The organism is Sedimentisphaera salicampi (assembly GCF_002117005.1).
Lineage (GTDB): Bacteria > Planctomycetota > Phycisphaerae > Sedimentisphaerales > Sedimentisphaeraceae > Sedimentisphaera > Sedimentisphaera salicampi.
In genome coordinates this window covers 1,349,093-1,370,706 of record NZ_CP021023.1, presented here as the reverse complement: position 1 = coordinate 1,370,706, position 21,614 = coordinate 1,349,093, and the positions used below count along the sequence as shown (strand labels likewise).

17 protein-coding genes are annotated in these 21,614 nt (G+C 46.2%); 10 read left to right on the top strand and 7 right to left on the bottom strand.

All coding sequences use genetic code 11. The annotated features are described in order from the left end of the window. Nucleotides 1-36: 36 nt before the first annotated feature. From STSP1_RS05155 to STSP1_RS05140, 4 genes are all read left to right on the top strand, one after another. Nucleotides 37-1,158, top strand: a complete 1,122-nt coding sequence (locus tag STSP1_RS05155) for a family 43 glycosylhydrolase (RefSeq protein WP_085755326.1) — start codon at nucleotides 37-39, stop codon at nucleotides 1,156-1,158. Between the two features lie 458 nt (nucleotides 1,159-1,616). Continuing rightward, nucleotides 1,617-3,452, top strand: coding sequence for an ASKHA domain-containing protein (locus STSP1_RS05150; protein WP_085755325.1), 1,836 nt, complete (start codon nucleotides 1,617-1,619; stop codon nucleotides 3,450-3,452). A gap of 83 nt (nucleotides 3,453-3,535) precedes the next feature. Next, the gene (locus STSP1_RS05145; protein ID WP_085755324.1) at nucleotides 3,536-4,057 is read left to right on the top strand and encodes a hypothetical protein; all 522 of its coding nucleotides are present in this window, start codon (nucleotides 3,536-3,538) and stop codon (nucleotides 4,055-4,057) included. 25 nt (nucleotides 4,058-4,082) lie between these two features. Then, a complete protein-coding gene (locus STSP1_RS05140) occupies nucleotides 4,083-4,454 on the top strand; it encodes a DUF7670 domain-containing protein (RefSeq protein WP_085755323.1) in 372 nt (123 codons plus the stop codon). On the opposite strand, the gene STSP1_RS05135 is transcribed toward STSP1_RS05140, so the two are convergent. The 3 genes from STSP1_RS05135 to thyX are packed head-to-tail and all read right to left on the bottom strand — an operon-like array spanning nucleotide 4,442 to nucleotide 7,485. Beyond that, entirely contained in the window at nucleotides 4,442-5,056 is a 615-nt protein-coding gene (locus tag STSP1_RS05135) for an NUDIX hydrolase (RefSeq protein WP_085755322.1), read from the bottom strand. The two genes, STSP1_RS05140 and STSP1_RS05135, sit on opposite strands and share 13 nt — an antisense overlap. Then, nucleotides 5,056-6,873 (bottom strand): YgiQ family radical SAM protein, encoded by a 1,818-nt coding sequence (locus STSP1_RS05130; RefSeq protein WP_226997524.1) that lies wholly within the window; start codon nucleotides 6,871-6,873, stop codon nucleotides 5,056-5,058. The genes STSP1_RS05135 and STSP1_RS05130 overlap by 1 nt, the downstream gene beginning before the upstream one ends. Nucleotides 6,874-6,888: 15 nt before the next feature. Then, nucleotides 6,889-7,485 carry an FAD-dependent thymidylate synthase gene (gene thyX, locus STSP1_RS05125; protein ID WP_204845054.1) on the bottom strand — a complete coding sequence of 199 codons (597 nt, stop codon included), beginning with the start codon at nucleotides 7,483-7,485 and terminating at the stop codon, nucleotides 6,889-6,891. A gap of 403 nt (nucleotides 7,486-7,888) precedes the next feature. On the opposite strand from thyX, the gene STSP1_RS05120 reads away from it, so the two are divergent. Continuing rightward, nucleotides 7,889-8,824, top strand: coding sequence for a PEP-CTERM sorting domain-containing protein (locus tag STSP1_RS05120; RefSeq protein WP_085755319.1), 936 nt, complete (start codon nucleotides 7,889-7,891; stop codon nucleotides 8,822-8,824). Nucleotides 8,825-8,984: 160 nt separating this feature from the next. Then, entirely contained in the window at nucleotides 8,985-10,619 is a 1,635-nt protein-coding gene (locus STSP1_RS05115; protein WP_085755318.1) for an arylsulfatase, read from the top strand. Nucleotides 10,620-10,735: 116 nt separating this feature from the next. On the opposite strand, the gene STSP1_RS05110 is transcribed toward STSP1_RS05115, so the two are convergent. The 3 genes from STSP1_RS05110 to STSP1_RS05100 form a co-directional block, all read right to left on the bottom strand. Then, nucleotides 10,736-12,946 carry a glycoside hydrolase family 32 protein gene (locus tag STSP1_RS05110; RefSeq protein ID WP_085755317.1) on the bottom strand — a complete coding sequence of 737 codons (2,211 nt, stop codon included), beginning with the start codon at nucleotides 12,944-12,946 and terminating at the stop codon, nucleotides 10,736-10,738. Nucleotides 12,947-13,043: 97 nt separating this feature from the next. After that, nucleotides 13,044-15,362, bottom strand: a complete 2,319-nt coding sequence (locus STSP1_RS05105) for a GH32 C-terminal domain-containing protein (RefSeq protein WP_085755316.1) — start codon at nucleotides 15,360-15,362, stop codon at nucleotides 13,044-13,046. A 153-nt stretch (nucleotides 15,363-15,515) separates the two neighbouring features. Continuing rightward, on the bottom strand, nucleotides 15,516-15,671 hold the full coding sequence (locus STSP1_RS05100; protein ID WP_085755315.1) for a type II secretion system protein: 156 nt from the start codon (nucleotides 15,669-15,671) through the stop codon (nucleotides 15,516-15,518). Between the two features lie 374 nt (nucleotides 15,672-16,045). Here STSP1_RS05100 and STSP1_RS05095 point away from each other — a divergent pair, with 374 nt between their 5' ends. The 4 genes from STSP1_RS05095 to STSP1_RS05080 all read left to right on the top strand — a co-directional run bounded on the left by STSP1_RS05095 (nucleotide 16,046) and on the right by STSP1_RS05080 (nucleotide 20,830). Beyond that, on the top strand, nucleotides 16,046-16,972 hold the full coding sequence (locus tag STSP1_RS05095; protein WP_085755314.1) for a carbohydrate kinase family protein: 927 nt from the start codon (nucleotides 16,046-16,048) through the stop codon (nucleotides 16,970-16,972). A 61-nt stretch (nucleotides 16,973-17,033) separates the two neighbouring features. Next, nucleotides 17,034-18,395 carry a sugar porter family MFS transporter gene (locus tag STSP1_RS05090; protein ID WP_085755313.1) on the top strand — a complete coding sequence of 454 codons (1,362 nt, stop codon included), beginning with the start codon at nucleotides 17,034-17,036 and terminating at the stop codon, nucleotides 18,393-18,395. Between the two features lie 18 nt (nucleotides 18,396-18,413). Beyond that, the gene (locus STSP1_RS05085) at nucleotides 18,414-19,532 is read left to right on the top strand and encodes a substrate-binding domain-containing protein (protein WP_085755312.1); all 1,119 of its coding nucleotides are present in this window, start codon (nucleotides 18,414-18,416) and stop codon (nucleotides 19,530-19,532) included. Nucleotides 19,533-19,651: 119 nt separating this feature from the next. Further along, nucleotides 19,652-20,830, top strand: a complete 1,179-nt coding sequence (locus STSP1_RS05080; RefSeq protein ID WP_085755311.1) for a hypothetical protein — start codon at nucleotides 19,652-19,654, stop codon at nucleotides 20,828-20,830. Here the strand turns inward: STSP1_RS05080 and STSP1_RS05075 are convergent, their stop codons facing one another. Continuing rightward, a complete protein-coding gene (locus STSP1_RS05075) occupies nucleotides 20,831-21,583 on the bottom strand; it encodes an SIR2 family NAD-dependent protein deacylase (protein WP_085755310.1) in 753 nt (250 codons plus the stop codon). Between the last annotated feature and the right edge of the window lie 31 nt (nucleotides 21,584-21,614).

The window sequence follows — 21,614 nt, the reverse complement described above, 5'->3', positions numbered from 1 at the left end:
ACTTTGGAAAATTAGTTTTTTTAAGAAGGATATTTTATGAGACTCAAAGAAGCTTTTTGCGTTCTTTTGCTTTTTGCGGGCATATTATCAGCAGCCAAAATACCAGCGCCGCTGTACGTTGATACGAGAAATTTCGGCAGTGCAGACCCTGAAATCGTATGGAATGAGCAGAAACAGCAATGGTGGATATTCTACAACAGCCGGCGGGTATTGAAGGATAACGTGAACGGGGGAACTCCCCTTGGTGTGGCCTTTTCTGATGATTTAATCCACTGGAAGTTTCTCGGGTACTGCAAGCTCGACGGCAAAGGCGGGACAAAAAATGCCCCCTACACCTGCTGGGCTCCTGCGATAATTAAAGACGGCGATAAGTATCATATGTTCGTTACCTATAAAGAAGGGACGGAAGGATTTTGGGGCAGCGGTAAATCAGGCATAAAGCATTACATAGCTCCCGCGGATGATCTGTTAAACGGCTGGAAGTCTGCTTCTGTTGACTGGGTTTTGCAGGATGATGGTGCAATTGATGCAGGTCTTCTCAAGAAGGGCGACAAATGGATTATGTATTATCGCAATATGTATAAGCCCGAGAGCGGGAAAAAGCGTTCCGGCATATTCCGCGCCGAATCAGAGGACCTTCTGAACTGGGAGAAAAAAGGCCTTGCAGGAGGCGATATAAACAACCGCAAGAAGAAATTCTTGATGCACAAGGACAGCCTCCTGCCTGTTGGCAAAGGCCACCCCAAAGCAGCTGAGAAAAGAATCGGCTATCAGGAAGCGCCGTATCCCTTCTATTGGAAAGGCAGGTACTGGCTCAGTACAGATCCTTACCTATGGAGCTCAAAGGACTGCTCAAACTGGAAGTATGCAGGGAGCTTTATGTTTGCACCGAGCAGTAAACTGTTCGATGATACAAAGGGAAGGCATGCAAGCTTCATAGTAAGCCGCGGAAGGTGTCTCGCTTTTTATCATACCGAGCCGTACCGAGATTACAGCATAAGCTATCAGGCCAATCCGCCTGAAAACAGGATAATGTTTTTGCAGTGCACAGAGCTTAAATTCAGCGAGAACCAGCTCAGCTACGAAAGGTCTGCACTGCCTGAGGCGCCGAAAGAAATCGAACCTGAAGGGGAATACTGGGGTCAGGCTGCGCCTTAAAGCAGATATTGGGGCGAATCTCAAGTAATTTCCAAAACAGGCCAGCTGCGCTTGCAGGCAGCCACTATGGCCAACCGCAAGCGTCAGCAAATCTGCTTTTCACAGAGCCCTATATCTTACACTACAACACTGTGAAATTTAATTTACCATATTGTTGCAAGAAACGTACAGCAAAAATTCTTCAAGCGGAAAAAAACAGTTAAATCAAGTGTTTACACTTGACAGTGTTTCCGGAATAGTTCTCCAAAATGGCGAGTGGATTTAGGGATTTGGGAAATTTTATTTTTTTCTGTTAACGTTATCGAAATAGCCGTAGAATAGGGCCGCTAAAACAGGCCTGAAGATTTAATCGACTTTTACCTGAGGCTTGTTAATTGTGGTTGACTCCTAAGTTGAATTGGTTAATATGCGGAATGTCGTTTATTAAAACAGGGCGAATAAATCGAGGTTAATCAAAAATGGAAGATTCCTTAATTCAGGTTAAATTTTTAAATCACAAACACAGCGTGCATATAAACAGGGGGGAAACAGTCCTTGATGCTGCCAAGAAGGCCGGCGTGTACATCAATTCACCTTGCGGCGGTATGGGCTTATGCGGAAAATGCAGAGTTCTTATCAAATCAGGCCAAACCCGGATCACTGCGGAAGAGAGAAAATTCCTTTCACCTGAAGAGCTTGAAAAAGGCTTCAGGCTGGCTTGCAAGGCTGTTCCGGAAGGTGATTTGGCAGTTCAAGCCGAAGAAAAAAAGACCGAATCAAAGATATTATCAACTGGGGTACTAAATGGGGAATTGAAGTTTCAGCCAGCTCTTGGCGTTAAAGATGTTAAGATTCCAAAGCTCGAGCTCGGCTGCGAGAAGAGCTATTCCGGCCTCCTTGAGGAAAAGCTCCCCGGAGCGAGTTATGATTTATCAATTTTGAGAGAATTAGCAGATATAACAGCGAGCGGGGAAGATTCTTTCAGGGCGGTAATGGTGGGCAGCCAAATTCTAACACTCAAAAGAGGGCAAGCCTCGCAGTCCTTATTTGCGGTATGTTTCGATATTGGAACCACAACAATAGCGGGAGAGCTTGTGAATCTAAGTACGGGTGAATCTGTTGATTCTGTCTCTGCGGGTAATGAACAGGGCGGATACGGGGCAGATGTTCTTTCCAGAATAAACTACAGCTCACAGAGCAGCGAGAATCTCAAGGATATTTCTGATGTGATTGTTTCGCAGATAGATGAACTTATCAGCCGGCTTTGCGTGAGATCAGGGATTGAGCCGGAAACGGTGTATTCTCTTTTCGTTGCGGGGAATACAACAATGCTCCAGCTTTTTGCGGGTATAAACTGTTCAAATTTGGGAAAGATTCCGTTTATAAATGTCCTTGGAAGAGGCACTCTGCTAAAGGCAAAGGAGGTTGGCCTGAAAAACTTGTTCCCTGAAGGAGATGTTTATCTTATGCCTGTTATAGGGGGATTTCTCGGAGGAGATACCACTGCCTGCATAGCAGCTGCAAACTTAAACAGCGAAAAGCAGAAGCTTCAGCTTCTCGTTGATATTGGAACAAACGGGGAGATTGTGCTGAACAATTACGGCGAAATAACCGCCGCCTCGACTGCTGCCGGTCCTGCGCTGGAGGGTGCTAAGATCTCCTGCGGGATGCGTGCAGACACCGGAGCTGTTGATGAATGCAGCCTTGACGGAGGCGATATAAACTGCGGCTGCATCGGAAGCGGGGAGCCGGAAGGTATTTGCGGCAGCGGGCTTATAGATGCAATAGCCTGCATGCTTGAAGCGGGGGTAATCAATATGATGGGGCATTTCACCGATAAGCCTGAAAGCTTTCCGGACGGAATTCAGTCAAGGATTCAGAAGAAAAACGGGGAAATGGAATTTGTTTTGAGCGATTCGGGCTCTAAACACGTATCAATAACACAAAGGGATATAAGGGAATTTCAGCTTGCGGCAGGGGCTATAAGAGCCGGTATAAACATTCTTCTTAAAAGGAGAGGTCTGAAATTTTCTCAATTAGACGAGGTTCTCCTTGCAGGGGGGTTTGGGGCCTTTCTGAATGTTGAAAATGCGTGCAGAGCGGGTTTGCTTCCGTGCGAATCTACTGGCTGCGTTTCAAGAATCAGCAGCATCGGGAATGCGGCTCTTGCAGGCGTTAAAAGGGTTCTGCTGGACAGCTCCGCAAAAGAAAAGCTCGAAATAGACTGCAGGGAGATTAAACACGTTGAGCTTTCTGTTGATACCGATTTCCAGATGGAATTCTCTGAGGCGATGCTGTTTCCGCAAATAAGCTAAAATTAATTTATGTTTAATATAAGTAACTTGAAATATAAATATTCACCCTTATAATAGCGTCCTGATTTTCGAAGGTACTAATTATGACAAGAGCGTTAATACTAATCACAGCATTCCTGGTTCTCCTCGGCTGCGAGAATCATTATACAGTTGTAACAGAGCAGGGAACTATAGACCTTCCCCTCAGCAAAGCGATCGCTAATGCTGAAACCGAACAGGAGCTTTGGAATCTGCACAGCAGGGCTGTAGATGAAGGCGACAAAAAAAGGATAGAAGAATATATCCAGAAGCAATACAACCACAATCCCGAACAGCTTGAAAAACGCGAACTTAATGCTTCCTCGGAGTACCTTAAGAAGCAGAATAAGCGAAGAATGGATTATGTAAAATCACATTTTCTGAGCAAAGATATGAAAGAACTGATCCTCCAGGGCAGTTATAAAAAGGGAATGACAAAGGAGCAGTTCAAAGCGAGCAGAGGCGAACCTACAAACATCAACGAATTTGAAAACGACCAGGGCGAAATGTTTGAGGTTTGGACGGAGGGCTTGTTCAACGAGAGGAAATTTTACTTCAAGAACGGGAAACTTGAATTTTGGGATTAGCAGTGTTATTTAAATCTAGGTAGTTATGGCCACGAATGCTGAAAAATTTCGCAATTTTCTTGAAATAGCCGCAAGACTCTCAAGTGTTGCTGTTATTATCTTGATTACAGCCCTCACTGCTGACAGAGGGCTTCGTTTTGAAGGTATGTCAGCAATGGCTATTGTAATGTTTATCTTTTTTCCAGTTGGAATCGTTGTGGGGATGGTTCTCGGCTGGACTAGACCTATCTTAGGCGGAAGTATTACGATAATCTGCGCTTTGATATACTACACGCTCTATATAATTCAAAACGGCGTAATACCTCTTGGTGAAACATTTTACGTTTTCCCCGCTCCGGGCGGAGCGTTCCTTCTGAAGGGTATTGCAGATGTAATGATATCGAATCAGTCGAAATAGGTTCCGAGTTCTTGGCTTCCTGCCATATCAAAGAAAAGCTTCAGTTGTTTTTCTGTAGTCCTCTGGGAAGAGAGGGGCGGGATTTGGTCTTTGCTGAACCATGCTACATCTGAGGTTTCCTCGCTGGCTTCGGGCTTTCCGCCGACTATTCTGCAACGGAAAAACAATTTGTAGATATTGAACGGATAAGGAGGAAAATGGCCTTGGCTGTCTCTATCGAAAACTGCGAGAAGCTGCTCAGCTCTGGTTTGATAACCTGATTCCTCCCAGACCTCCCGAACAACATTCTCAGAAGGCTTCATACCATTTTCGCACCAGCCGCCCGGGAGAGTCCAGCCGCCGTCTTCAATTTCCTTAACAAGGAGCACCTTGTCGTCTTCAATTATAACGCCTCTGCTGTCAACTTTCGGGGTGGGGTAGCCTGTATCGCTCTGAAACATATCAAGAATATGCTCTGTTGTATTACCTGTAAATTCAGAGCCGATCTGGGCAGCTATCCTCTCTATGTCCTTGTGTCTTTGGAGTTCGTAATTATCCTTAGCAAATTTCTTGCCTGCCTGAGATATCGTTTTAAGCTCTTTTACTATCTCTAACCAGTTCATTATCGTTTCCTTTTCTTTTGATAATTCACTTTTTTTCTAATTTGCTCTAAAAGCCTGAATTTCTGCTTCTTGGAAAGGTGTTTTGAAAGGAGGCTGAAATTTTTCGGTTCATAGTATCTCAGAAGGGCAAACTGAATCTTCTTGGCAGAGATTCCTCTGGCTGTGTATATTTGGTTGAAATTTTTATCCACTCCAGAAACATACATGGCAGTAGAAAGCGAAAGCGGGGAGGGGGTGAAATCCTGCACCTGCCTCGGCATAATATTCTTTGAAACGAGGTATTCAGTGAGCTCCTCAGCGTCCTGATTGGTGCAGCCCGGATGAGAGCTGATAAAATACGGCACAAGATACTGTTCTCTGCCTGCTTTTCTGCTCTCTTCATTGAATTTATTCTCAAACTTTTCAAACAGGCCGAATTTAGGCTTGCCCATATATTTCAGGGTGTTGTTTGAAAAATGCTCCGGAGCCACCTTGAGATGCCCGCCTACAAATTCCCTGCACAGAAGGCGTATGTACTCATCTGATTTTACTGCCAGATCGTACCGCACACCGGAGGCGACAAAGGCGTTTCTCCCCTTTACGGCTTTCTTCCATTTTACGATAGACTTCATCAGCGAGATGAGTTTGTCATGGCTGTGATCGAGATGTTTGCAGATATTTGGATATATGCAGCTCTGCCTGCTGCAAGGGGTTTTCTTGAGGCATTTCATAGCATACATATTTGCTGTTGGCCCGCCGATATCCTGAACAGTGCCTTTGAAGTCTTTGCGTTTTGATAGCTCTTCAAGCTCTTTGATGATGCTGTTTTGAGATCTAGATGAAATCTGCTTGCCCTGATGAAAGTAAATCGAGCAGAATGAACAGCCCCCAAAGCAGCCTCTGTGGGTTGTAAGCGAAAATTTCACCGGCTCCAGCGCGGGTACCTCACCTTCTTTTCTGAAATCAGGGTGGGTTTGCCTAGTAAAGGGAAGCGAGTAGAGCCTGTCCATCTCAGCCTCGCTGAGCGGTCTCGAAGGCGGCATAATTGCTATCTTCCCAGCTCCCTGATCCTGAACAACAGCATCCCCATCCGGGCAGCAGCGTTTCTGGTATTCCAGATGAGCCTGCATAAAAAGACTGCTGTCCGATAGAATCTGTTCATAAGATGGTAGCTCAAAAAACTTTTCGGGGTAAGGAACGTTTTTTTTCAGATTGTATGCTGTGCCTTGAATGCCTGCGAGCTCTTCTTTCGAGCAGCCTGCATTGATTTTTTCTGCAATCTCGCCCACGGCAAGCTCTCCCATGCCGTGCACAAGTATATCCGCCTTGGCATCGGTGAGGATGCTTTTTTTGATTTTGTCTTCCACATAATCGTAATGAACCATCCGCCTGAGCGAGGCCTCGAGCCCGCCAATCACAATTGCAGCATCTTTATAGGCCTCTCTGGCTCGTGCGCAATAGGTGAGGACGGGTTTGTCAGGCCGCCGGCCGGTCTTACCTGCAGGGGAATAAACATCGTTCTTTCGTTTGTGCCCGAAAGAGGTGTAATTATTGAGTCTGCTGTCTATAGAGCCAGAAGTAATTGCCCAGAAAAGGCGGGGCCTGCCTATAGCCTTGAAGTCTTCTGCGCTTTTCCATCCGGGCTGCGATAAGACAGCAACCTTAAAACCAAGGCTCTCGAGCCATCTGCCTATTACGGCTGCTCCGAAGGATGGATGATCTACGTATGCATCGCCTGTAACGACGATTATATCCGGCTGATCCCAGCCTCTTTCTATCAAATCCTTCCTGCTTACCGGAAGAAAATTTTTTCTTTTGTAAACTGATTGTGTTTTGATTTTTTTACTGCGGATTCAATTATTTTTCAGTTCTGCCTGCAGGTCGCAAAAGCATGCGGGGGCTTCTTTGCTGAGCGTATTTAGTATATGCGAAGCGGCCTGTCTGATCTCCCATTGAGCCTTCGGGCTTATTCGGAGCTGGATAACATGCCTCCACTGCCTGAAATTGCCGGAAACCACAATCTCAGAGCAGCACGCATTCGGCAATACGAACCTGGCATCCTCTTTCCTGAGGCCCCGCTCTCGCCATTTGGCGTACATCGCGTTTATGGTTTCCATATCGCTGCGGAAATCTTCGATATACTCCTCCGGCAGGCTTTCAGGGACAACGTAATCAAAGGCATCTTCATCTACATATCTCTGAGACTGCTGCGAGAAAGACATAATCCTGTGCCTTACGAGCTGGTGGGTCATCGCCCGCGAACAGCCCTTTATGCGGAATGTGGCCGAGGCGTGTTCCAAAACGCTCTCATGTCCGGCACGGACAATCTTTCTAATAAAATCTTCCGATGAATCCGCTCCCATCTTGTCAAAGCTGAGATAGCAGGTTCTGCCCGCCTCTTCTATAATCTTCTGGGAGTTTGGAGTTATTGCAAGCAATGATATTTCCAAAACGTATTCTCCTGTTTTAACAGTATTCAGCCTGAGATATATTACAATCTTTGAGGCTTTAATCAAGCAGATTCGGATGGCGGATAGAAGTTAACAAGGTTTCAGCTCGTTAAAAATGTTAATGTATTTGCGGCTCTTTATTTAAAAATTTTCGTAAAATTCATAATTTCTTCTTTGACTCTTTACAAATAGGTTTATAATGGGTTTCGTTATTGAGATGTAAGTTTTCTGTTAGCGGCAAATAAAGGCTGGCATCTTTGTTGTTCAAAGGTTGAGAATTCTTTGAGTTTCGTTCATCGGCTTTCCTTAACCTCCTTCAGCAAAACGCGCTGCAAAGCAGGGACATAAGCGTTCGTGCGTTGCGGATGCTTTTAAGTGTTACTTTTTGTTGAAAGGTGTAAGTATGAAGAAAGCACTATTTTCACTAATCTTGTTCACTTTAGCTGGGGCGGTGGCGGCGGCACCTTCGTTTCTGATCACCAAGCCCCCTGTTGAGCCGGACCCGAGCTATACCGGCCCAACAGATGACCCTCACGCCCAGGAGGGTCAATGGTTCAAGGACAATACAACGCAGGACGAAGAGGCGCGTACGCATGAGTTTTACGATAACGTTGAGGGCTCAGGCGGCGGAACTGAAAGTTTTCTTGCAATCAAAGGCTACGCTGAAAATCTCCAGTATGACGGGGATAACATCACAAGCTTTGATATCGTGGCTACCATCAAAAACGATACGCCCGGGACAGGCGGCTGGCGGGACGGAAGCAACACCCACGGCGAATCTCTAACTGCAGCCCAGCAGTATTCAGGCAAGCTCTACGACACCAAGCTCACAGCAGAATTTGCAGTTGATCTAACTGCATACAATGCCTGGCTGGACGGCGGGTCTGCAAGCGGGGTTTATGAGGATAAATCGCCGCATATCATTGCAGAAAACCACGACCAGCTCGCATGGTTCTGCTGGACGCCGGACAATCCCGATCAAGATAAGCAACCTTGGGGAGATTACCTTGTCCCAACGTTTGATTTTGGCGATATCGCCCAGGGGGCGTCTGTAACTAAGGTGCTCAGTTTCACTGTTGACGGTGGAGGCCTTCTTCCAAGCGACGCAAGGGCCATAGCTCTTGAAACATCAAGCGATCTTCTTCTCAATCGAACCACTTCGCTGAAAATAAGCAACTGGATGGATAATATTGGAGAAGACGACGGCACCGCTTATCCGAGCGATAACGACGGAATTGCCCTTGCCGACAGCGATGTCTCAGTGTTCCATAATGTGCCCGAGCCGGCAACAATAGCTCTAATCGGCTTAGGTGCAATCGGTCTGAGAAGAAAGTTCTGATAATCACTGCAAATCTTCACAATAAGAGCCTTTCGGATTTATTTCCGGAGGGCTCATTTTTTTTGTAAAATATCAGATTTGAATGATATTGTATATACGAGCCGACGAGCTGGTTTTCCATTGATTTTAAGATTAACATCAATTTTAATTTGAGGTTTTGATGAAAAGAAGGACATTTTTAGCGGGCTGCGCATTATCTTCAATCAGTTTGGGCGCAGGGCTGCCATTAACTAATGCAAAGAGCAAAAGACCCAACATCCTTCTGATTATGGCGGATGACATGGGCTACAGCGATATAGGCTGCTATGGGGGCGAGATAGAAACACCCAATCTCGACAGGCTCGCTGATAACGGGCTGAGATTTACGCAGTTTTACAATGCCGCCCGGTGCTGCCCCACGCGGGCGAGCCTTCTTACAGGCCTCTATCCGCATCAGGCCGATGTAGGACATATGGTGTACAGAGACGAGGGCAAAGGCTACCACGGCAAGCTCAACGAGCAATGCGTAACTCTGGGCGAGGCGATGAAGAATTCCGGCTATCAAACCTTGATGGCAGGCAAATGGCACGTTGGCCATTCCGAGGATGTGTGGCCGTCGAACAGGGGGTTTGATAAATTCTACGGCATTCACCTGCATGTGGACAGCTACTTCAAGGTGCTCAAGGGCTGCGACGTGTATGAAAACGGCAGAAAGGTTATCAAAGCAACTGACAACCCGCCCAACAGGCTTCATCCCGATCAGGAATGGTACACAACGAACGTGTTCACCGACCACGCCCTGAAATTCCTTGATGAGGCGAAACAAGACAAACCTTTCTTTATGTATGCAGCCTATAACTCCCCGCACTGGCCGCTGGAAGCGCCGGATAAGACTATTGAAAAATACCGCGGAAAATATATGCAGGGCTGGGAAAAGCTTCGCAGGCAGAAGATCGAGAGGATGAAGAGGCTGGGGATAATAAAAGAAGATTGGCAGCTCTCCGAAAGCGATGCGCCCAAATGGGAGAACCTCTCAGAGAACGACCGTAAGAACCTCGATTTCAGGCGTGCGATATATGCCGCTCAGATTGACAATATGGATCAGAATATTGGAAGGCTGATAAAAAAGCTTGAAGACAAGGGCGAGCTTGATAATACGCTCGTGCTTTTCCTCTCCGATAACGGCTGCAGCGCAGAGCCGGAAAGACAGATGTTCGGGTACCGCTTCAAAGAGAACCGCATTGAAAATTTCAGGCAGTGGAGGAAGGATTCCGGGAGGTCTTCAAGCCAGGGGATGGCTTGGGCGAATGTTTCGAATACTCCGTTCAGGAAATACAAGAAATGGACTCACGAAGGCGGCATAGCGACGCCGCTTATAGCCCACTGGCCTGAAAAAATCAAAAACGGCGGCAGGCTAAATCATGCGCCCGGGCACGTCGTGGATATAATGGCAACGGCGATTGATGTTGGCCGAGGCTTTTATCCCAAAAAATTCGGCGGCAACAAAATAAAGCCTATGGAAGGGGTGAGCCTGAAGCCGGTATTTGAAGGCAGAGAGATAAAACGTGATAATCCCCTCTTCTGGGAGCACGAAGGCAACTGGGCGATCCGTGAGGGCAAATGGAAGCTCGTTTGCGACGGGCCGAAAGGCCCCGCTGAGCTCTATGATTTAGAGAAAGACAGAACAGAGCTGAATAACCTTATAGACAAGTACCCTGATAAGGCAAAAGAGCTTGCGGAAAAATGGCACAAGTGGGCAAAGAGGGCAAGCGTTCTGCCTTGGCCTTATAAGCCGCAGTGGCAGGCAGATATTTAATTGAGTATTTCCCGTGAGCTTGATAATAGTGTGCAATTAAAAAGCCGGTCTTGAGAAATTCCCCAAGGCCGGCTTTGGTTGTTTCGCTAAATGCTTTGAAAGTTTTTACACGAGTGTTATTCTGAGAGCCAGATTGAATTCAGGCTGTACACATCCAATGATTCAATAAATGCGTTTCCGCCTTCGCTGCTGAAGCCCAACGATTTCGGGCCTCCAGTTAAATCAACGCCCATCGGCATATATATCCTGCCGTTCTGAGCGAAGATCTCAATGCTCATCCGGTCAACGAGCAGCTCCAATGTGAGTTTGCCGTTCTCAAGGTCTGCCGGAGCAGATTTCCCATTGCAGCTAAGCTGCTGAGCAGATGAGTCGTAGCTTACTGCAGTATCACGAATGATAAACTCAATCTTGTCCGCCCCGCGAGGCTCTATCACTGCCTTAATGTGAAACAGCTCGCCGCTTATATCTGAAAGAGGATTTTCTCCCGGCCGCACAAGCTTTTCAGAGCTTCTCCAATGCTGGTTGTGCAGGTTTGCAATTTCTCTAACCGGATTTGCAAACATACGCACGCCGTCATCAGTGGAGTGAAGCGTTAATCTTACAGGGAAAAGAATCATCTGATTGAACGGCATATCAGTCATTTTTATTCCTCTGCCCCAGCCCATCTGTATCCGTCTGCCGTCGGATTTGGGCACATTATTGAACGTCTGAGAGGCGTAGAAGCAGTTGCCGTATTCGTACTTGATCTTTTCTGTTTCCGCTGCAAACTCAGTGCCGTTGAAATCGCCGAGCTTGTAATCGCCTGATGCGCCGTAAACCACCCATTTGCTGCGAGCGGGGTCTCCGTCAACGGGCAGTTCAAACATCTCAGGACACTCAAAAAAGCCGGGAATATCGCTGCGTCTCTGCCAGTTTTTCAAATCATCAGATGTGAATAGAGAAAATATATCCTCCTTTATCCAAAGCACCATAACCCATTTATTGGTTGGATCGTGCCAAAAAACCTTCGGGTCGCGCGTGCCGCCTGCGATTTCACCAATTATCGGATTGCCTTCATACTTGGTGAATGAGCGGCCGCCGTCGTAGCTGTAGGCGGCAGACTGGGTAAACGGCTCGCCCCGAGACCATTGGCCATTATTGCCTGCAGAGGTGTAGAAAGCAACGAGAGGCTCCCCGCTGCCTGTTTGGAATCCGGAGGTGTTGTTGTGATCTACAACAGCAGAGCCGGAAAAGATTGTACCCATCTGGTCTGGATGGATCGCATCGCCCCATTCATCCCAGTGGAGGAGGTCGGTGCTCACGGCGTGTCCCCATGTCATATTGCCCCATTTCCAGCCGTAGGGATTGTGCTGGTAGAAAAGGTGGTATTTTCCGTCGTGATATACCATCCCGTTTGTGTCATTCATCCAGCCCCTGCGGGAGGTGAAGTGAAACTGCGGGCGGCGTTTTTCCTGATAGAGATTATCCTGCCCGGGGAAGCTGTCGGCCTGATAAACCGCATCAAAACCCATTTCCCATTCAGTTGAGCAGCGGTCTATCTGGAGTGAGCCTGTTTTGCCCGCAAACTCGCTGACATCCAGATAAACCCAGAAATCAGGGTCTTCGGGTGCAATTTCGATGTCGAATTCCCGCACCTTTTCGCCATCAATAAAAAGGCTAATCCATCGTTTTGCAGCGCCGTTTTTCACGGGGAAATTCAAATACTTGCTGCTGAACTCAAACTCACGCTGTTTATCATGAACCACTCTTCTGGCTTTCGTGCTTTGGATAATATGGTCTATATTTATATGCCCCCAGCCGCCGGTACGGCTGTCAACAATTTGGATCTGAACCATTTTTCCATGCAGTTTCTTTACGTTCCATGAGTCCCACATAAGCTGCTCTGAGCCGCCGGATTGAGTGTTTGTGCCTTCGGCTGTTCTCACAACCTCGCCGCCGGAGAGCAGGTTGATGCAAGTTTCGCCTTCATATCCGCCTCCGCCAATCAGGAAGCTGATATACGGGCGTTTCACTTCAAATTTTGCCGATGTCAAAGTTCCTTTAGAATCGTCTCCGCCGTGGTAACTATTGGCAAGGCGATCGCCTCTGAAGCCGCCAACTTCCATCTGCCCGGGCAGAGCTCCCTGTGCAGGACCGGAGCCGAAGGCCTCCCCTTCAACCTGCCATTCCCCGTAATCTTCGCTTTCGAAATCTTCAATGAGAATGTCTTGATTAGAATTCAGATTGAACGACTCATAAGCAAGCACATTCCCTCTTACTGAAAAAACGGCTAAAAGGAAAGCCAAGGCTATGCACGGAAATAATTTGAGCGTTGAGCATTTGAACATAATTGTTCCTTTCTCTTAGGATTTGAATAAAAAAACTTTGCGTTATTTCTCATAATGGTATCTTTCATTGTTTAAACGTTCATTAAACCCTTAATTTTCAATATGGATTAGAAGGCATCATTTCCCAAGCCTTCACACTTTCAATTTTTGCCTTACCGCCTTTACTAAACAGTTCTACTCCAAGACTGTCGCTGCGGCCGGGATATACCCTCCGACAGATGGCCTGACGGTCATTTGCATATATTTCAATTACCGATTTATCAACGAACACACGCAGTTTCAACTTCTCATCCCGTTTTAACTCCAGAGGTGCTCGTTCAATGTTAAGCCAACCATCAATACCGCTTTCTGTTGGGTCAAATACGAGTTCTTTTTTATTGCGATCATAATATAACAACGTTTCTTCTTCACCATTAGGGGACTTTCGCACTTTTACTCCAATTTGATCAGAAGTTATATTATTAAAGACTATTTCCAATTCACATGAATCACCCACTACGCCTTTGAGTTTTTTAGTTTTACCACTGCTAAGCGAGATGTTACTCCATTTTTTCTCGTTATAACGAAGCTTTTGGAGTTCTTTTACGGGGCGCATTCGCAATGTACCATCATCACTCACCCATAAAGAACGCGGCAAGCCGTAAACACCAGACCAGCCCTTTCTTTTATATTCATCCTCAGGGTTGTCCTTCAACCATGCCCACATAATTTGCCTTCCTTGATCGTCTATCAATGCTTCAGGGGCAAAGTAATCATTATCAACCCAGGTCATGCGGCCATGATTAGTCGGGATAAATTGATCGTTCTTTTTATCATAATCTCCTATGTAATACTGACACCCTTTGTTATGGCTTATGAATAACAATAGATATTTACCACTGGGTTTTCCACCCACTGGACTGGATGGTAGAGGTAAAAAACTGGGACACATATTATCTTCATCATCACAGGTCCACTCAGGATTACGTTCGTAGAAAATACCTTTATACTTCCAATCCTTAAGATCTTCTGATTCAAACAGATAAACACGGTCACCTTTCATGTCCTCCGGAGAATCAGGCTTAAGACCATATTTTTTCAGCACCAGTAAATTACCTGTAACCATATAGTACTTACCGTCCTTTTTCCAGATATTAGACGGATCGGCAGAACCATAAATTATCTTATCACCGCTATTTTTAGTTTTTTCAGTAATTCCCCACTCCGTGGATTGAATAACCGGGTTCGATTTAAGTTTTTCCCAATTGCTGTAATGACGGTCATCGCTTTTTGCGATACCGATTCCTTTTGCCCCCCACAACATCCAGTAAGAAAGGTAAGCAACCCCATTGTCATCAACGAAACCACCACCACTGAAACATCCAAGATCTCCATTACCAGGTCCGATTGAATCGGGATGATGTCTCCAGTGCACGAGATCAAGGCTGGAGATATGTCCCCATGAGAATCCCACACCTGCGCGTTCATACAAATACATTAAATGATATCGTCCATTAGCAAAAAAACAGCCATTTGCATCCCCTGGCATACCATTGCCTTCAGGGGGGCAGAAGTGGTACCCTGGGCGATATGGATCACTCAGCAATTTTTCTCTCAACAATCTGCTTGATCTAACTACAGGCTCCGGAACCATCGGATCCTCTTTTGACCAATTAGATGGAATGGGTACAAAAGAATCATTTTCTATCGTAGCGAACATCTTGGCGCCGTCATCTAAAAGTACTAATGCCCCATCTTTGACTTTTGCTCCACCCAGCAATTGAACTGAATTGAATCGCCCTGTTTTTTCATAAGTACCAGTATTTGAAAAATCCCACCAAGCCCAAGGCTTGATATCAGTTGACTTACCCGGTTTCATTGAGGCGATTGTGGCCTTATTAAGGGGTTTATCATAAATTCGCGCATCCTTTATACGTCCCTTGAAATAATCATCTATTCCAATATGTCTTGGACCCATTAAAATTGCGGTATTATTGTCAGTGAAGGTATAAGGTTCGCCTGACATGGTATAGCTGGCATAATGTTCACTGTTTCGGTAAACAGTAACTTCTTTACCTTCGTAAACAATTGCTATTTGAACAAATTCATTAGGATCGGCAGTTTCTTTTTTCCACCCTTGCTGCTCCTGATGAGTTCTTGAGTGATTATTACTGCCAGGCATCCAAACTTTGGGGTTTAGTTCGGCAAAGACGATCCCGTCAAATCTATCAATAGTGATATCATTAATTGTGAGAGCAGAACCACCCCGTTGAGAGAGAGTTGACGGAGAAGACCAAACCACAAGTGTTTTGTCAGTTATCTTACCTTCGCTCTCAGAAGATTCATAAGCAAGCACCTTCCCTCTTACTGAAAATACGGCTAAAAGGAAAGCCAAAGCTATGCACGGAAATAATTTGAGCGTTGAGCATTTGAGCATAATTATTCCTTTCTTTTAGGATTACTGATTATAAAACTGCATAACACAACCCCCGGCTTAAAACATGCCGGAGGCTATATAATTAATACCGATTATTAAACATTTTCAGATTTATTCTTCACTTATGCATGTTGGTACTAAGCCGCATTCAAGTCAGCTCATTGCTATTTGGCTGAAATCTTCAATATTCACGCGGCAGACTCCTGTTAGGTCGTAAGCAGGCGGAATAAGCACTGACATAAGAAATGCTATGATTGCGATAACAACCAGTAATTCAATTAATGTGAAGCCGTTTTTTAGACTCTTCATTATTGAAGCTTCATCATAAAAAATAAAATCCTGCGAATTCAATAATCATAAAATAACATACAAAAAAACATTCATCAAGAAAAAAATGTTTTTTTTCTTTGCCATTATTGAACTTTCATTTTGCATACTCAAGTGCTAAGGCTGAGTAAGGTGCTGTTTTACGAAATTTGTAGCTTAATCTCAGTGCTGAGTACACTAAGCGAATGCTTTATAACTTTTTTGAAATATAAGGTTTAGTCAATAAAATGTTAATTTTATATTGACATACACCGACGGAGCGGTTACTTTAAGTTAAGTTCACTTTTGTTTCTTGATGCGGTTGTGAAATTAAACAATCAAGACGGCAGACTGAGTTAAGTATAGGAATCGAAAAAATGGAAAACAGCTTCAAAACCCCTTTCAGTATAGTTGGTATCGGGGAAATATTGTTTGACAACCTCCCGAGCGGCAGGCGGCTCGGGGGAGCGCCAGCGAATTTCGCAATACACTGCTCGCTTCTTGGGGCTGAGAGCAAAGTTGTAAGCTCTGTAGGGAAAGACGCTTGCGGCAGGGAAATAATAGAGCAGCTTAAAGCCAAAGGGCTCAATACAAGCTGCATATCGGTAAATGAACACCCCACCGGCAGCGTTGAGGTGAAGCTCTCTCCAGAAGGGCACCCTGAATACATAATAAATGAAAACGCAGCATGGGATTATATCTCACTCAACCGGCAAACATTAGAGGTAGCGGAAAACTGCGATGCAGTATGTTTCGGCAGCCTTGCCCAGAGAAACGAGACTTCGAGAAAGTCTATTCTTCAATTCTTGGATGCGGCCGGCAAAAATTGCTTTAAGGTGTTTGATGTGAATGTGCGCCAGCATTACTACAGCAAAGAAATCATAGAAAATTCGCTCAAACTTGCCAATATACTCAAGCTCAACGACGAAGAGCTCAATTTATTCCAGCAGATGTTCGCCCTTAAGGATAAAAAACTGAAGGCCATAGATTATCTGCTTGATACATTCGATCTCGAACTAGTCGCTTTGACTTTAGGTGATAAAGGAAGCGTTATGGTCAGTAAGGATGATATATCTCTGATTAAAGCTGAGCCGGCAGAAGTTAAGGATACCGTTGGGGCGGGGGACTGCTTCACTGCTGTTATGGTGTACAGCCTGCTTTGCAGGCTAAGCATTGAAGAGGCAAATGAGTTTGCCTCGAGGGCAGCGAGTTTTGTATGTTCGCAGGACGGAGCAACACCCCGTCTTCCGGAAAATATTTTGGCTGAAATGAAAAATCGCCAAAAAAATACTCTACAAAAATAATTACACATATATATAATCAAAATCTAAATGTACTGAGATATTCGCTGATAAGGAGCATTTTATGCAACACAAACGTTTGTTTCTATGGTCTGTAACGGCATCTTTGGCCGGTTTTTTATTCGGTTTCGATACGATTGTTATCTCCGGCGCCGAGCAGAAAATCGAAGAGGTATGGAATTTGGGCTCCGGGATGCACGGTATTTGCATGAGTGCTGCTTTATGGGGCACTGTGCTCGGGGCTCTTGTAGGCGGTATGCCCGCCGAGAAATTCGGGCGCAGGAAGACACTGATATGGATTGGTGTGCTGTATCTTCTTTCTGCAATCGGTTCGGGAATGGCCCCGGATAAATACTTCTTCATAATCTCGCGGTTTATCGGCGGAATAGGTGTAGGCATAGCTACGATAGCCTCACCTATGTATATCTCTGAAATTGCCCCTGCCGGGCTTCGAGGCCGGCTTGCTGGTATGTTCCAGTTCAACATTGTATTCGGGATATTGGTGGCCTTCCTCTCGAATTACCTTATCGGCAAATATATGGATGAATCAATCGCCTGGAGGTGGATGCTGGGGATTGAAGCGCTGCCCGCTCTTATTTACAGTCTGATGTGTCTTATGATTTGTGAGAGCCCCCGGTGGCTTATCGTTCACGGAGGCAAACGACAAGAGGGCATCAGGGTGTTCAGCGAGATTAACCCCGATATGTCTGAGCAGGAGCTCAATTCGCTCGCTGATTCAGTGGAAGAAAGCTCCGAGATTGAAACAAAGCCTTCCCTGCTCGGTCAGAAACAGCAAAAGGCTAAGTTTTTCACCTCAAAGCTAAAGATCCCGATTATGCTCGCTTTTCTCGTTGCGTTTTTCAACCAGCTCTCTGGAATCAACGCAATACTCTACTTTGCCCCGAGGATTTTCGAATGGACAGGCCTTGGCGAAAGCGCAGCTCTGCTGAAGTCCGTAGGCATTGGAATAACAAATCTCATATTTACGTATGTAGGGCTGTATCTGATAGACAAATTCGGCAGAAGAACGCTTCTGTATATCGGCTCATTCGGATATATCGCATCTCTCGGTTTGTGCTCGTGGGCGTTTTCCGTTGAGAATTATGCAATCGTTCCGGCATGCATATTTGCGTTTATCGCTGCTCACGCAGTAGGGCAGGGTGCAGTAATCTGGGTTCTGATAAGCGAGATCTTCCCGAACCGCTTCAGGTCTGCGGGGCAGTCTCTGGGCAGCTTTACCCACTGGTTCTTCGCCGCCTCGCTTACGCTTGTGTTCCCGAAGATGGCCGAGGCCCTCGAGCCGGCAGCAATATTCGGATTCTTCTGCTTTATGATGATTCTCCAGCTTGTCTGGGTTAAAACTATGGTGCCGGAAACAAAAGGCGTTTCGCTTGAGGAAATGCAGAAAAAATTGGGAATTCAGTAAATCAAAACGGACCGATGGATGGAAATTGATAAAGAAGCGGATCTTCATGTAAGCTCAAGGCAGAAGTTCTACAGGGTTTACAAGTCCTTAAAGGAGAAGATTGAAAACAACTCTTTCGGCAAGACAAACAAGCTGCCCACTGAGGTTGAGCTTGCCGAGATTTATGATGTTTCGAGGCCTACTGTTGCGAAGGCTCTTGATCTTCTCCGGTCTTCGGGGTATATAGAGCGCGTAAGCGGTACGGGCACCTTTGTGCGGTACAACGCAAAGAAGGACACCAAAAACTTCGCACTTTTGATACCCGGGCTTGGTGAAACAGAGATATTCGAATCGATATGCGGGCATATGTCTCATCTTGCAGAGGTGGAGAATTTCAATTTGATATGGACAGGCTCAATGCAGGAAGATGCCCGTATGCGGCGGGAGCATATCAAATCTCTCGCTCAGAGATATATCACTCAGCAGCATATTGACGGGGTGTTTTTCTGTCCGCTTGAGCTTATAAGCGAGAAAGATCTGGTTAATCAGGAGATCGCAGATCTTTTCGAGAATGCGAATATCCCCATCGTACTTATGGACAGAGATATTTCGGCCTTTCCGGAAAGAAGCAGCTACGACCTTGTGAGCGTGGATAATTTCCGGCTCGCTTTTGTGCTTGCCAAGCATATGCTCAATCAGGGCTGCAGAACGCTTCGATTCCTCGCACGGCCGTACTCTGCTCCCTCGGTGAAGATGCGAATCTACGGCTTCAGGCAGGCTTTGCTGGAGGAAGGCATAAGCGCAGGCGATGAAAACATCATAATTGAAAATATAAGCAGCGAAGGCTTTGCCGAACGGCTTCTGGGAGGAACTGAGAAGCCTGGGATTCTATGTGCAAACGATACAACTGCCTCGGAATTGATGCATGTTTTAGAAAGAGGCGGCTGGAAAATCCCTCAGGATGTAAAGGTTGCGGGGGTGGATGATGTTCGGTATGCCAAGTTTTTGAGAGTGCCCCTTACAACATACCGACAGCCTGTAAAGGAGATTGCAAAGGAGGCAGTGGAGCTGATGCTCAGCCGAGTTCAGAAGCCCAACCAGTCTGCGAGAAAGGTGGTTTTGAGCGGGGAGCTTGTAGTGCGGGAATCAACTTACTGAAATACTTGAATACTTGAAACCAAATGATTGAAAAGCAGGGAGCAGATAACACTTGAATTTCAGATAAATCCTGATACACTGATTGCTGATTCGTGCTTGTTTCAGCTAAAGGAGTTTATATGAAATACGTTGTGTTGATTGTATGTGCCGCAGGATTGGCTTTCGGTTTTCAGTCCGGCAGCGGTACATCGGAAGATCCTTATATCATCTCTAATGCAGAGGAACTGCTTGAAGTAAACAGCGACCTCTCCGCCTGTTATAAGCTTAGTACAGATTTATCTCTATCAGAAGCCTCCCCTGCAATACTCGCCCCAGATACTGCCCCGGAAGATTCGAGTTTTACAGGCGAAGCGTTCACAGGGATAATTTTCGGCTCAGGCCATACCATAAGCGGAGCGGATATTTCAGCAGACAGCCAATACTACTGCGGACTTTTCGGCTTTATTGAAGAAGGCGGGCAGGTGCTTAATCTCAGAGTGAGAGGAAGCTTAACCGCTTCCGGAACAGTCGGCTATGCAGCGCTCATCGCAGGGAGAAACAAAGGCGTTATATCAGGCTGCTCTGTAAACGCAGATTTAAGCCTTTCAACTCAGACAAGCTATACGGGTTTTATAACAGGCTCTAACGAAGGCAGTATAATGCGATGCAGAAGCGAGGGGAGCTGCCTCGGCGGGATGCAGAATATCGGGGGAATAGCCGGCTACTCCACTTCGGACGCAGCATTCGCAGACTGCCTGAGCAGGGCGGTATTTGATCTTTCAGGCAACCCCAATTATGTTGGCGGAATTTCCGGATACTGCTTTTCAGACATTTCAAATTCATTCTACAACGGGAGCTTTCAGAATTCAGCTCACGCAGATAAATTCGGCAGCATCACCGGAAAGGCAAATGATGCGTCTATAACAGGCTGCCGCTGGAGCGAGTCGGCCGGCTGCCAAAGCTACACGGGCGAATCGCATAGCACAAACCCGCAGAATACCTTTATGCTTGAAGAGTCTGAGCTTGGTATTAGGGCGAGCTATGCCGGCTGGGATATCCTCAGAGAGAGCGTGAATGGTGTAAGCGAGATTTGGCGAATCACCCCGCAGGGAGCGAAGCTATACCACTCGGGGATATTCGAGGATTTCAACAAAGACGGGGCAGTGGATATCAAAGACTTTGCAATACTTGCCCAATACTTCCCGATAAATCACCAGAGCCAAACTGGGCTTGCAGTTCCCTGCGACGGAAATTTTGACGGCCTGCTGAACTTATCCGATCTCATTGATTTCGCCGAAAGCTGGCTGACAGGCGAATAATCAGCTCGATTGGCCGAGAAAATCTAAAACCGCTTCGGAAAATTCCGTTATATCCACAGTGAAATTGTATTTGGTCATATGATCAGGATACACCTGCTCGCGGTTTATGACAAACACGTCCGCTCCGCCCTGCATTGCAATAAGCGGCAGGTTGGATGCCGGCATAACGCAAAGCGAGGAGCCGATCGCAGCAAATGCCCCGCACTCAGAGGCAAGGCGGTATGAATAGGTGAGGGCTTCTTCGGGGATTGGGTCTCCGAAAAACACCACACCCGGGCGTATCATCCTGCCGCATTCGGTGCATTCAGGCAGCTTGCCGGCAGCCGCAGATTCCTCCACCGCCTCACGAGTGTACTGCTTCCCGCAGCCGGTGCAGAAGAAGCTGTTTATATTCCCGTGGAACTCAATAACATTTTTCGAGCCGGCCTTCTGATGGAGGTTGTCTATGTTTTGGGTTATCACCGCCTCGATAAGGCCTCTGCTTTCAAGCTCTGCGAGCATCTTATGGGCCACATTCGGCTCTGAATCCGCAAGCGGGTGGATGTATTCAAGGGCGGTTTTGTAATATTCCATCGGGTTTGTGAGGAAGTTGTCGAGATTGAAGGTGTCTTCAGAGATCTTGGAATAGAGCCCGTTTTTAGAGCGGAAATCGGGGATCCCTGAACTCGTTGAAACTCCCGCACCTGTAAGGACAACTGCGTTATCTGCCTTTTTAAGCTTATCAATAAATATTTCTGCCTTCTCTTCAAGCATTTCTACCTTCTCCTTTCGGCTGTTAACTTAG